The 13,853-nt window shown below is 40.4% G+C and carries 7 protein-coding genes, 1 tRNA gene and 1 other RNA gene; 4 read left to right on the top strand and 5 right to left on the bottom strand.

The genetic code is table 11. The annotated features are described in order from the left end of the window. The first annotated feature begins 232 nt into the window (after positions 1-232). Positions 233-1,909: a metallophosphoesterase gene (locus R2S57_RS02490; RefSeq protein ID WP_316843529.1), complete on the top strand. Its 1,677-nt coding sequence runs from the start codon at positions 233-235 to the stop codon at positions 1,907-1,909. Between the two features lie 224 nt (positions 1,910-2,133). On the opposite strand, the gene R2S57_RS02485 is transcribed toward R2S57_RS02490, so the two are convergent. Together R2S57_RS02485 and gltB are read right to left on the bottom strand one after the other, a co-directional pair. Beyond that, the gene (locus tag R2S57_RS02485) at positions 2,134-3,600 is read right to left on the bottom strand and encodes a glutamate synthase subunit beta (RefSeq protein ID WP_316843528.1); all 1,467 of its coding nucleotides are present in this window, start codon (positions 3,598-3,600) and stop codon (positions 2,134-2,136) included. Positions 3,601-3,603: 3 nt separating this feature from the next. Further along, the gene (gltB, locus tag R2S57_RS02480; protein ID WP_316843527.1) at positions 3,604-8,103 is read right to left on the bottom strand and encodes a glutamate synthase large subunit; all 4,500 of its coding nucleotides are present in this window, start codon (positions 8,101-8,103) and stop codon (positions 3,604-3,606) included. 422 nt (positions 8,104-8,525) lie between these two features. Between gltB and ffs the strand changes: the two genes are divergently transcribed. Both ffs and fsa read left to right on the top strand, forming a co-directional pair. Continuing rightward, an RNA gene (ffs, locus tag R2S57_RS02475) (signal recognition particle sRNA small type) lies at positions 8,526-8,625 on the top strand. A 91-nt stretch (positions 8,626-8,716) separates the two neighbouring features. Next, positions 8,717-9,376, top strand: a complete 660-nt coding sequence (fsa, locus tag R2S57_RS02470; RefSeq protein WP_316843526.1) for a fructose-6-phosphate aldolase — start codon at positions 8,717-8,719, stop codon at positions 9,374-9,376. A gap of 776 nt (positions 9,377-10,152) precedes the next feature. On the opposite strand, the gene R2S57_RS02465 is transcribed toward fsa, so the two are convergent. The 3 genes from R2S57_RS02465 to R2S57_RS02455 all read right to left on the bottom strand — a co-directional run bounded on the left by R2S57_RS02465 (position 10,153) and on the right by R2S57_RS02455 (position 13,342). After that, positions 10,153-10,659: an HAD family hydrolase gene (locus R2S57_RS02465; RefSeq protein ID WP_316843525.1), complete on the bottom strand. Its 507-nt coding sequence runs from the start codon at positions 10,657-10,659 to the stop codon at positions 10,153-10,155. A gap of 173 nt (positions 10,660-10,832) precedes the next feature. Continuing rightward, positions 10,833-12,119 (bottom strand): sugar MFS transporter, encoded by a 1,287-nt coding sequence (locus R2S57_RS02460; protein WP_316843524.1) that lies wholly within the window; start codon positions 12,117-12,119, stop codon positions 10,833-10,835. A 104-nt stretch (positions 12,120-12,223) separates the two neighbouring features. Next, entirely contained in the window at positions 12,224-13,342 is a 1,119-nt protein-coding gene (locus tag R2S57_RS02455) for a formylglycine-generating enzyme family protein (RefSeq protein WP_316843523.1), read from the bottom strand. Positions 13,343-13,525: 183 nt separating this feature from the next. Between R2S57_RS02455 and R2S57_RS02450 the strand changes: the two genes are divergently transcribed. Further along, positions 13,526-13,598 (top strand) — tRNA-Lys (locus R2S57_RS02450). The last annotated feature ends 255 nt before the right edge of the window (positions 13,599-13,853 follow it).

Below are 13,853 nucleotides of genomic sequence, written 5' to 3'. Positions count from 1 at the left end.
TTAGTTTGTCATTCTGCGCGAAGTCGAAGAATCTTTTCACAAACATTTTTATCAAAATACCCCTGATCTCTATACTCCTCTGGTAAAAAATTAACCAATAATCATACGAAATTGACTAATTAAGTAGTGAAATATAGTTACTGGTTAATAGTCAATTGCTAATCTCTAAATTAGTAAGACAAGCCCCCTACCTACAGGGCTATTACCTATTTCTAACCTAAGAAAAACAAAAATGAAAAAACAATTTCTACTTGCCTATTGCATTGTGGCGACGGCTGTTTCGATGAGTTGCCAAAAAATGAGTTTAAACCCAGGTTCACAAAATGAACTGAAACAAGAATCTGTTGTGCAAGCGGTAACGCTGGAGGGATCTATTGTAGACGAAAAATCCAGCTGGAAATACCTGGATAATGGGTCTGACCAAGGAATAAACTGGCGCTTTTCTAGTTTTAACGATGCAAGCTGGAAAACGGGTTCAGGCCAGTTTGGTTTTGGCGATGGTGATGAAGCTACAGTATTACAGTCGGGATTTGTGACATACTATTTTAGAAAGCATGTAAATATTGCCGACGTAAATGCCCTGCCTGATTCTGTTATCCTGTCGATGATACATGATGATGGAGCCGTGGTATATATCAACGGAACTGAAGTATTGCGAACATCCCTATTGCCTCAGAGTGGGGCCATTACGCATACCACTGGAACCAGTACGTTTATACCAACCGCTCAGGAAAATAGCTTTTTTAATTATAAGGTAGCTAAATCACGTTTTATAACCGGAGATAATGTAATTGCGGTAGAAGTACATAATCAGAATACAAGCAGTAGTGATGTCTCTTTCGATTTGACTATCAAAAATGCTGTAGCGTCAGATCCTGATGGTCCATATGTATTTTACAGAAACAACCAGTATGTTGTAAAATCGATCAGCAGAGACAACGGTTATGTTACCCAAACGTATTCTAGTCGCGATCAGGTAAATCTTACCGTAGAGCTACCAGGAGGCGGTTCGTTTGCAGTAAATCTGAAGCCACAGTTGATCAGTCGCGAGCCATCAGAATCAGCTACTTTATCGAGCAAATATTTTGCGACTTCCGATATCGAAGGCAGTATTGATGCATTTATTCTGATGCTCAAAAAAGCCAACATTATGGATAATAATTATCAGTGGAAATATGGCACAGGTCACCTTTATATTATGGGTGATGTTTTTGATAGAGGTCCGTATGTAACCCAATGCCTCTGGCTGATTTATAAACTGGAACAGGAAGCTGCCAATGCTGGTGGCAAAGTACATTTTATTCTGGGCAATCATGATATCATGAATCTGATAGGCGATTATCGTTATGTAAATGCAAAATACATGACCAATGCGCAAACTATTGGGGAAGCCTATTCGGCACTATACGATGCTGACACTGAGTTGGGTAAATGGTTAAGAAGCAAGAATATTCTGGAAAAATCGGGCAATACTTTATTTTTGCATGCCGGCATTAGTCCTGATGTGGCTGCACTACCCAAAACCGTAACCGATTTAAATGTATATGTAGGCAATGTGATCAATAAAACCTGTACCACGCAGAATTGTAAAACGGCTACAAGTGGTTCAGTTGGTCTCTATTGGTATAGAGGGATGGCGCAACAAGCACTTACACAAGCTGAAGTAGACGGAATACTCACCAAATTTGGAGCAGAGCGTACTTACATTGGTCATACGATACTTAATAATCAGATCACTTTGCTGTACCAGAATAAAATACTGGCCATAGATTTAGAGCATGCCAACAATTATAATAGTGGCTATATGGAAGGCGTATATTACAACAGTGGATGTTATTTTAAATTTCATACTACCCTATCGAATGCCACTTATACACCTTTGATCGGTAGTAATTGCACGGCTCCTTAGCGTATTTAGTCCTGTTTTTATTTAAGCTCCGGTACATCTGGGGTTTAAATAATGTTTTTTCAGCATAGATCCTTCACTGCGTTCAGGATGACAAATTACATTCCGTGATCTCCATGTTTCCCTGCCTGAATGGCTAGGCAGGCGTGGCAGTTACGACAACTATCTAAAACAAAAAAGGTCGTGGTTTGCACCACGACCTTAAAAATATATAATTTAAACTTTAATTAAGCATATGCAACAGCATCTTTAGATGCCAATTTGGTTGTTCCCATTAAGTATTCGTCTACCTTGCGGGCAGCTTCTCTACCTTCTGAAATGGCCCAAACTACCAATGATTGTCCGCGGCGAACATCACCTGCAGCAAAAATCTTTGCAATATTGGTTTGGTAAGTGTGTTCAGATGCCTTTACATTACCACGGTTATCCAACTCCACACCTAACTTTTCAATTAAGCCTTCTTTTTGGGGGTGTAAGAAACCCATCGCCAAAAGCACCAGTTCGCAAGGGAGATCTCTTTCGGTGCCTGCCACTTCTTTAAAAGTAACCGGGCGACCGTTTGCATCAATTTCCCATTCTACATCTACCACTTTTAATGCTTTAAGGTTTCCTTTTTCGTCAGCAATGAAGTTTTTGGTATTTACCGACCAGGCCCTTTGTGCACCTTCCTCGTGAGAAGAAGTATTTTTTAGCAACATTGGGTAATTTGGCCAAGGCATGTGTTCGTTACGTGCCTGTGGCGGCATTGGCATAATCTCGAATTGCATAACAGATTTTGCTCCATGACGGTTTGAAGTACCGATACAATCAGATCCGGTATCACCACCTCCGATTACGATTACATTTTTACCTGTAGCCATAATGTCTTCTACCTCGAAAGTTCTGTTTGCTACGCGTTTATTTTGCTGTTTCAAAAAGTCCATTGCAAAGTGAACACCTTTAGCCGAGCGGCCATCAATTGGCAGATCGCGTGGAATAGTTGAACCCCCAGCCAATACCACAGCATTGAAATCTCTGAGTAAAGTACCTATCTCAACATTTTCGCCAACGTTAGCATTACATCTGAAAATAATACCTTCTTCTTTCATTAAATCGATACGGCGATCTATTACATTCTTCTGAAGTTTAAAATCAGGAATACCGTATCTCAATAAACCACCCGGAGCATCGTCACGTTCGAAAACAGTAACTTCATGTCCAACCTTATTTAGCTGAGCAGCAGCAGCTAAGCCCGCAGGACCTGAACCAATAACAGCAACTTTTTTACCCGTTCTGATTAATGGTGCTTTTGCTTTGATAAAACCTTTCTCAAAAGCAATTTCGATGATGTGTTTTTCAATTTCCTCTATAGAAACCGGTGGACGGTTAATGCCTAATACACATGCAGATTCGCATGGTGCCGGACAAATCCTACCTGTAAATTCAGGGAAATTGTTGGTGCTTAATAAAATATTTGCAGCCATCTCCCATTTGCCCTGATATACGGCATCGTTAAATTCTGGAATAACGTTACCCAAAGGGCAACCTGACTGACAGAAAGGAACGCCGCAATCCATACAACGGGCAGCTTGGTTATTTAATTCTTGTGTGGGCAATTCGTTTAAAAATTCCCCATAATGTTTTACACGTGTTGCAGCCTCTTCTCTAGTGGGCGCAACTCTATCGTATTCTTGAAATCCTGTTACTTTTCCCATGGCCTAGTGTGTTTTTACTTGTTGATTACGTTTGCTTAAAACCGCTTTGTATTCTTTAGGGAATACTTTTACAAAATGAGCAGATTGCGTTTTCCAATCACTTAAGATAAACTCAGCTACCCTGCTATCTGTTAAGCGAATATGTGTTTTAAGTAAAGCCAAAATACGCTCTTCATCTTCAGCTTGTAACGGATCTAAATCAACCATCTCCTTATTGCACTTACGGGCAAAAGTTCCATTTGCATCATAAATCCAGGCTACACCGCCACTCATACCAGCGGCAAAATTACTTCCGGTATCGCCTAAAATCAACACTTCACCACCAGTCATGTATTCGCAACCGTGATCACCCACTCCTTCTACAACAGCTGTTGCACCTGAGTTACGCACTGCGAAACGCTCGCCTGCTTTACCGCGGGCAAACAACTCACCAGAAGTAGCACCATAAAGGGCAACGTTACCGATGATGATATTTTGTTCTGGGATAAAAGTAGAATTTGAGAATGGATAAATGGCCAATCTGGCGCCCGATAATCCTTTACCCACGTAATCATTTGCTTCACCTTCCAGAGATAAAGTTACTCCACGTGTGTTGAATGCGCCGAAACTTTGTCCGGCAGAACCTACAAATTTAAAGTTGATGGTATCCGGAGGTAAACCTGCGCCCAAATGAACTTTTGAAATTTCATTTGATAACATGGTACCCAGGGCACGATCGGTATTCTTCACATCGAAACTCGCAAAAACGGGTTCGTTATTGTCGATAGCAGGTTGTGCTGCAGCAATTAATTTATGATCTAACACATTGGTTAAACCATGGTCCTGACCTTCAGTATTAAATAATGGCAATCCATTGTCTTCCGCTTTATATAAAATTGCCGATAAATCAAGGTGTTTCAATTTCCAGTCTTCAGCAGGTAATTCACGAGCTTTTAAAATATCTGCCTGACCGATCATTTCGTGGATAGTTCTAAAACCTAATTCTGCCATAATCTCACGTAACTCTTCGGCAAGGAAATAAAATAAGTTTACTACGTGATCAGCATCACCTGTAAATAATTTTCTTAATTCAGGATCTTGCGTAGCCACACCAACCGGACAAGTATTTAAATGGCATTTGCGCATCATGATACAGCCTGAAGTTACAAGTGCCGCTGTTGCAACACCCCATTCTTCAGCACCCAATAATGCAGCAATAGCGATATCTCTACCAGTTTTAAGCTGACCATCTGTTTGTAATACAATACGGTTACGTAATTTATTCTTAACCAAGGTTTGGTGCGCTTCTGCTAATCCAAGTTCCCAAGGCAAACCTGCGTGTTGAATAGAAGTTAAAGGGGAAGCTCCTGTTCCACCATCAAAACCAGATACCAAAATTACGTCGGCATGCGCTTTTGCAACACCCGCTGCGATTGTTCCTACACCAGCTTTCGAAACCAGTTTCACATTGATCCTGGCGGCACGGTTAGCATTTTTCAAATCGAAAATCAGCTGTGCCAAATCTTCGATCGAATAAATATCGTGGTGAGGTGGCGGAGAAATTAAACCAACACCTGGTGTAGAGTGACGAACTTTTGCAATCCAGTCGTCCACCTTGTGCCCTGGCAATTGTCCACCCTCTCCAGGTTTAGCACCCTGAGCCATTTTAATCTGTAACTCATCAGCATTGGTTAAATAGTAACTCGTTACACCAAAACGTGCAGAAGCTACTTGTTTAATTGCCGAACGCATACTATCGCCATTTGGCAATTTAGTATAACGCATTTCATCTTCACCACCCTCTCCGGTATTGCTTTTTCCACCGATACGGTTCATTGCAATGGCTAAAGTAGAGTGTGCTTCATGTGAAATCGAACCGAAAGACATTGCACCTGTTGCAAATCTTTTCAAAATCGCTTCGGTAGACTCTACCTCATTTAAAGGCACCGACGGGCGGCTATAGTTAAATTCGAACAATCCACGGATGGTATAAGCCTGTTGTGTTTGCTCATTAACTAGCTTAGAGTATTGTTTGAAAATATTGTAATCGTTTTTACGGGTTGCGTTTTGCAACAAGTGGATGGTTGTTGGGTTAAACAAATGCGCCTCACCTTTACGACGGAATTTATAAGTTCCACCTGCAGGCAATAAGTTTTCTGTTTCTGTTAACGGACCAAAACTGCGGTGATGTTTAATTAAGGTTTCTTTTGCAATTTCATCCAATCCTAATCCACCGATACGCGAAACTGCACCTGTAAAATAGGTATTCACTACTTGTTTGTTCAATCCTAAAATTTCGAAAATCTGGGCACCCTGGTAAGATTGCAAGGTAGAAATTCCCATTTTAGAGAAAATTTTAAGTAATCCGCTGTTTACTGCGTAGATATAGTTTTTAGTTAATTGCTCAACTGATAAACCCGACTCTTCTTTAAACTCGTTAATGGTTTCTAAAGCCAGATAAGGGTTAATTGCAGTAACACCGAAACCCAACAAAGTAGCAAAATGGTGTACCTCCCAGATATCACCAGCCTCAATCACAATACCCACTGCGCCACGGTATCCTTTGCGGATCAGGTGATGGTGTACCGCTGAAACTGCTAATAAAGATGGCATAGCAGCATGTTCCGAATCGATAGCCCTATCGGTTAATACAATTACCTGGAAACCATCTTCAACAGCATCAACCGCGTAACGGCACAAACGGTCTAAAGCTTTTGCCATGGCGCCTGGTTTGCCATCAGCCCTGAAATAGGTCTGTAAAGTTTTTGCCTGGAAAACACCAGTATCAATACTTCTTAATTTTTCTAATTCCTGATTGGTTAAAATCGGATGTTTAATGGCTACGCAGTGCGATTGTAGGGGGTTTTCTTCTAAAAGATTTCCGTTACTGCCCATAAAACTGGCCAAACTCATCACCACTTTCTCACGGATCGGATCGATCGGTGGATTGGTTACCTGTGCAAATAACTGTTTGAAATAAGAAGATAAATGCTGAGGGCGTTTTGATAAAATAGCTAGAGGGGTATCGGTACCCATCGAACCGATTGGTTCTTTGGCTTCGATGGCCATTGGTTTAAGCAAAAGATCTACATCTTCCCTGCTGTAACCAAAAACCTGTTGGTATTTAAAAATCGATTCAGAAGATAAGCCGGTAAACATTACACGTGGCTCAGGTAATTCTTCTAAACGGATCTGATATTGATTAATCCAATCGGCATACGGGCTTTTGCCACAAACCTGTTGTTTAATTTCGTTGTCGCTGATAATCCGGCCCTGCTCCATATCCACAACGAACATTTTGCCTGGCGTTAAACGGCCTTTCTCGATCACTGTACTTTGGTCAATCGCCAATGCACCAGCCTCAGAACCCATAATTACACGGTCATCAGAAGTAATGGCGTAGCGTGAAGGACGAAGACCGTTACGGTCTAAAGTGGCGCCGATTAATTTACCATCGGTAAATGCGATCGCTGCAGGCCCGTCCCATGGCTCCATTAAAGTAGCGTGGAATTCGTAGAAAGCCCTTTTAACAGGGTCCATATCTTCGTTACCATCCCATGCTTCCGGAACCAACATCATCAATACATGAGGTAAAGTTCTTCCGGCATGAAGCAACAATTCAATCACGTTATCCAGACAGCCTGAATCTGAATTGGTTTCGTCGATAACCGGCAATAACATATCCAGTTCTTCTGGTGTAAAATATGCCGAAGCAAAAGATTTAACACCGGCTCTGAACCAGTTTAAATTTCCCTGTAAGGTATTGATCTCACCATTGTGCGCAATAAAGCGGAACGGTTGTGCCAATCTCCACGACGGGAAAGTATTTGTAGCAAAACGAGAGTGAACCAAACCTAAAGCAGAAACCATGCGCTTATCGGTAAGATCGGTAAAATAGGTGCGTACCTGTAGTGAGGTAAGCTGACCTTTATATATAATGGTTTGCGCAGAAAGCGAAACAATATAAAAATCTTTACCACCGTGAACAGTGTTTACGATCAGTTTAATCAAGTAATTTTTAAAAATATAAAGTTTGCGTTCGAAATCTGCACCTGGTGCTACCGCATAAGGGCGGGCAATAAATACCTGCTCAATTTCAGGCTCAACCGAAAGTGCCATATTGCCGATATCTGTGGTATCCACATCTACCTTTCTAAAACCTAAAATTTCAAGGCCAAGTTTTTCGGCGGCACGGTAAATCAATTCTCTGCACTCTTCTCTGGATCTGATATCCTTTGGCATAAATAACATCCCTACACCATAATTATTGGTTTCAGGTAGGCTAAAGCCAGCTTTTAAACATTCGTCATAAAAAAATTCATGAGGAATCTGAATCATAATACCTGCCCCATCGCCGGTATTCGGTTCTGCTCCACATGCCCCTCTATGATCTAGATTCTCTAAAATAGTAAGTGCATCGGAGATGATTTGATGCGATTTTCGCCCTTTCACATGTGCAACGAACCCAATACCGCAGGCATCGTGTTCAAATTGCGCATCGTACAATCCACTGTTTGGTTCCATTCTTTGCTCGTTAGTTGTTAGTGTATAGGAAACACTAAGATACGAAAAACAATCTTTAAATTACAGAGTTGACATGTTTTTTAGAATAATTTTAGTCCTTAAGTAATTTAAAGCTTTAAAATTAAAATAATGATAATATTATATGTTAATTATTATCATTTTTATAATGATAAGATTATACAATAAACTTGGTTTTTCGCCGAAAACCCGACATAAAACGTTTTATACATTGATTTACTTATGAATGACATATTTGCATATAAATACGTATAACTTAAAACCTGTTATGGCTTCATTTTCTTTCCATTTTAAAAATACACATTTAAATTTTATTAATTTACTAATCAGTAAGATAGCTTAATTGGTAAAAAAAATAGAAAAATGCATTTCGGGAAACAACTTCTTTTTCTACCTTTGTGGCCGGGCAAGTCTTTTACGACCAGCTCCCTTTGAACTCCCCCAGGGTGGGAACACAGCAAGGGTAGAAGGTTGTAGCGGTGCGATAGAAGGTGCTTGCCCTTTTTTTTTACCCCCTAACCCCCTGAAGGGGGGATATTAAATTCTTCAGGGGTTCTAACAGCAGAACCTAGTAATCATTTTAGAATTTATAAACATGAAATTTTTTATTGACACAGCAAATCTTGATCAAATCAAAGAGGCGCAAGATCTTGGCGTTTTAGATGGCGTAACCACCAACCCTAGCTTAATGGCTAAAGAAGGTATTACCGGCCAGGAAAATGTAATCAATCACTATAAAGCCATTTGCGATATCGTTGATGATAACGTAAGTGCTGAAGTTATTGCCACTACTTTCGATGAGATTGTTAAAGAAGGTGAAGCTCTAGCCGCTTTAAACCCGAAAATCGTAGTTAAAGTTCCGATGATTAAGGATGGTGTTAAAGCCATTAAATATTTCTCGTCAAAAGGAATCAAAACCAACTGTACTTTAATTTTCTCTGCCGGACAAGCTTTATTGGCCGCTAAAGCTGGAGCTACTTATGTTTCTCCGTTTTTAGGTCGTTTAGACGATATTTCGAGCGATGGTTTGGTTTTAATCGAAGATATCAGAACTATTTTTGATAACTACGGTTACGAAACCCAGATTTTAGCAGCATCAATCCGCGGACCATTGCACATTGTAAACTGTGCTAAATTAGGTGCTGATGTAATTACTGCGCCTTTGGCTGCTATTGTTGGTTTGTTAAAACACCCATTAACCGATAGCGGTTTAGCTACATTTTTAGCTGACCACGCTAAAGCAGCGGGTAAATAAGTTTTTTTAAAAGTCGAAAGTCTTTAGTCCTAAGTCTTGAGTCGGGTTTCCGGTTTAAGACTTAGGATTTTTTTGTTTGAGGGAAGATGTGAGCGGTATGATGAAAAATGGGCAAATTGCAAGCTACATCATCCATCTTCCCTTTTCCATTTTCCATCTTTTATTTTGGAGCGCAGAACCAGTGCTAATCGCTTCCGGCGGTCCTGCTTTCCATTATATTCCGGTAATTTTTTGATCAAGATAAATTTGTGGAAAACCGGAATGCCATTTCAATCAGGGCTAGGTGGCTGGGGCATCTTACGAAATCTTAAGGGACAAGCGCGTGGAAGGATTTCGTAAGTTTAGAAAGGTAGGCTATTGACTTACGAAGTTCTTCATCCGCTCCTTCCCTTTCTAAACTTCGTAAGTTATCATGTTATTTTGCGTTAACGATGGAAACGGCATCCTTTTTAGCTGTCATCCTGAGCGTAGTCGAAGGACAGCTAAAAAGATACAGTGGACAGCGTGTTAAAACGCCCAAATCAATATGATGCATGCTGTGAAATGGAAAATAGGCGGATTGCAAGCTACATCTTCCCTTTTACATCTTTTATTTTTGGAGCGCAAAACCAGTGCTAATCGCTTCCGGCAGCCCTGCTTTCCATTATATTCCGGTAATTTTTTGATCAAGATAAATTTGTGGAAAACCGGAATGCCATTTCAATCAGGTCTATTTTGCAAAGATAGTTTTACATCGGCATCTGGGTGACTCCAAACGCCCAACGCCGAACTCCAAACTAAACTAAAGATGCTCTTTGCAGCACTTCCTTAACCTGCACATAAGTGATCTGTTCATCCGGCTCGATCAAGATTCCCTTCACTCCTGCCCCTTTTGCGGCTTCTACGTCTCTTGGTTTATCGCCGATCATCACAGATTGCGTTGGGTCAATATCGTATAATTCAATGGCATCCAGGAGCATTCCTGAAGCTGGTTTTCTGCATTTGCATTCGCCGCCAACAGTTGGATGGTGCGGACAATGATAAAAAGCTTTAATATCTGCTCCCTGGGCTACAAAAGCATTTTTCAGCATTTGGTGCATGGTGGCCAGTTGTTCTTCCGTATAACGCTTTAAGGCAATTCCACCCTGGTTGGTAATTACGATCAGCAAATAACCTTCGTCGAATAGTTTTTTTAATACGGGGATCTGGTATTCTAATATTTCAAAATCTTCAACACGGCAGATGTAATCGTATATTTCGTGATTCAGTACACCATCGCGGTCGAGAAAAATAGCTTTGTTCATTGTGGGTTATTAGTATGTGAGTATTAAGATTTGAGTATCGATTATCAAGATTTGAGTATCGATTATCGAGATTCAGCCTCGTTATAGCTGGGCAAAATAAGCGAAAATTAAGGACAAAAGAAAGCCCAATCTCTACAAGATCGGGCTTAATCATAAAATTTATTTGGTTTGGGTTATTTTAAATTCAAGCCGGCTTTGTGGCCTTTTATGGCAAAAAACAGGATATACAGGTAACAAGGCAATACGGTTAACAGATAGGCCAACTGGAAGTGCACGTGTAATTTTTCATTTAAAAAAGCATATAACAAGGGCATAATCGCGCCACCTGCAATACCCATCACCATAATCGCAGAACCGATTTTAGTGAATTTACCCAAATGACTAATCCCAAGCGGGAAAATCGCTGGCCACATTAATGAATTTGCCAGGCCTAATAAGGCTACAAAGATTACCGCAAACCAGCTAGAAATGGCAAAAGACAAAATCGTAAAGATGATGCCTAAAATGGCACAGATTCTAAGTGCCTTTTGTTGGGAGATATATTTTGGAATAGTGATGATCCCGATAATATAACCGATTAACATACTAAAAAGTGTGATAGAGGTTAATTTACCGCTGATTTCGGTACTGATACCTAACTCGCGACCATAAATCCCGATGATGTCACCTGCCATTACCTCTGCGCCTACATACACAAAAATACAAAGTGCGCCTAAAAATAAATGTGGAAACTGGAATATACTCTGGTGTTTTACAACAGCACCTTTGCTTTCGTCTACAACATCTTCTTCAACTTCCACCTCAGGCAGATTGGTAAATTTGATAAAAACAGCAAAAAGACAGAAAACGATGGCCAAAACAATGTAAGGCATATTTACACGGCCTAAAACGTTGTTCAATAATTGCTCGTGTACAGCGCCTGTAGCGGCTTTAATCTGTTTTTCAACCTCAGATGCGTTTTTCAAAAATAGACTGCCCATAATTAATGGCACAATCATTCCGGCAAATTTATTACAGATACCTGCTATACTGATACGCTTTGCGGCACTCTCTATCGGACCTATAATAGTCAAATAAGGATTTGAAGCGGTTTGAAGTAGTGCCAATGCAGCGCCCTGAACAAAAATACCGGTTAAGAACAAACCAAAAGTTCTGGTTTGAGCAGCGGGTATAAATATCAATGAACCTAAACCTAAAATCACCAGACCTAAAACGATGCCGTTTTTAAAGCCAACTTTTTTAAGGATCCATGATGATGGCAAAGCCAAAAAGAAGTAGGCCATATACGATGCAAAGGTTACAAAGAAGGCCTGCAAATTGGATAGCCCAAAAGACAATTTGAAGAAAGGGATTAATGTACCGTTTGCCCAGGTTACAAAGCCAAAAATAAAGAATAAGGCACAAATGATAATCAATGGTTTAGGTCCCTGAGTTCGACCTGATGCTGTAGTTGGTTGCATAAAATTTGGTTCGGTTTTAGTTGTGGCGACCAAACTAAACAATAAAATTTAATAATATAGGAGTCAAACGTTTGCGTGATTTTACCTTTAACACAAAAAAATATTTAATTGGTGCTCACACACCTAAAACCGGTATGTTCAAGACCAGTATCTTCGGAAGTTTTCATCCTTGATGTTACACGGTATCCTTTACAATAAGAGGCATTACACATAAAAGAACCTCCCCTAACCACTTTTTTGGGTACTGTGGGTTCCATTGGATCATAACTGTCGGAAGGGCCTTGTGGATTGCTGGTTAAGCCCGAAAGCGTACCATAATAATCAGGACGATACCAATCGCTGCACCACTCCCAAACATTGCCCGCCATATCGTAAAGTCCGTAGCCGTTTGCTTTAAACTGTTTTACGGCAGCCAAACCATTATAGCCATCCCAGTCGTTATTTTTAATGGGGAAACTGCCCTGCCAGGTATTGGCTTTTGCCTTGCCTTTTTCTATATCTTCATTTCCCCATGGGTATTTTTGATCTTTTAAAGCACCTCTTGCTGCATATTCCCACTCGGCTTCAGTAGGCAGGCGTTTGCCCGACCATTTGCAATAGGCCATGGCATCATCCCAGGAGATGTGTACAACCGGGTAATTTTCTTTTCCCTTGATATCACTTTTAGGGCCATGTGGGTGTTTCCAATCCGCCCCCTTCACCCAACTCCACCATTGCGAAGCATCATTTAAAGAAGTAATACTTTTAGGCTGATAAAAAACCAATGATGCCGCCACAAAAACGCTATCGGGTGGTTTTGGTGTGCCCGGAGGAAGCTGTTTTTTCATTTCTTCCCAGTCTGGTTTGCGCTCTGCCGTGGTTTTATATCCAGCTGCATCTACAAATTTTTTGAAACTGGCATTGGTTACCTCAGTAACATCAATCCAAAACGACGGTAATTTAATCCTGTGCTGAGGGTATTCGTCATCCCTGCCCTCTTTATCGGATGCACCCATGGCAAATTCGCCGGCGGGAATTAAAACCATGCCTTCATGACTTACTTTGTTGCTGGCAAAACTCGAAGAATTTTTCACTGCGCCAAAACGGCTGGGCATATTCTTTTCGCATGAAGCCAGCGAATCTTGTTTGTGTTTGGCCTGTTCCTCTTCTTTAGCTTTATTGGATTGGCAGGATAATATGAGGAGCGTCGGCAAAAAAAGTAAGGTAAGAAGTGATCTGCGCATGCGGGGATATTAAAATATAAGCCCTAAAAATATCAAATTTATTTAAAAAAGAGAAGCTAAATAATTAATTCGCCTATAAATCAATACACTAACGCTTTTGAAGATTTTTTATTTGCAACAAATGCATCATAACCCTATATTTGCACCACTTTAAAGGAAACGCACAACGTTTTTAACAAAGTAGATTCCGTAGCTCAGCTGGTAGAGCATTACACTTTTAATGTAGTGGTCCTGGGTTCGAATCCCAGCGGGATCACAGAAAATAGTATCAAAACCAGGTAAAAGCTTGCAAATCAAATGATTGCAAGCTTTTTTGTTTTAGTGGAAAATCTAAAATACTCACCGATTCTCATATTAAAAGTGTGTAATTCGGTGAGTAATTTAGGTACTAAAAGAACTCACCGAATTATTTATAATCACTTGTTTAACAAGTCGTTCGGCCATCGAACATCTTGACGTTTTCAGACTGCAGGGCTAATTTTGTTAACCTTAATTCAGTTTATATGAAAAC

Origin of the sequence: Pedobacter psychrodurus, assembly GCF_032678585.1 — a bacterium.
Classification (GTDB): domain Bacteria; phylum Bacteroidota; class Bacteroidia; order Sphingobacteriales; family Sphingobacteriaceae; genus Pedobacter; species Pedobacter psychrodurus_A.
This window is presented reverse-complemented; position numbering and strand designations above follow the sequence as displayed.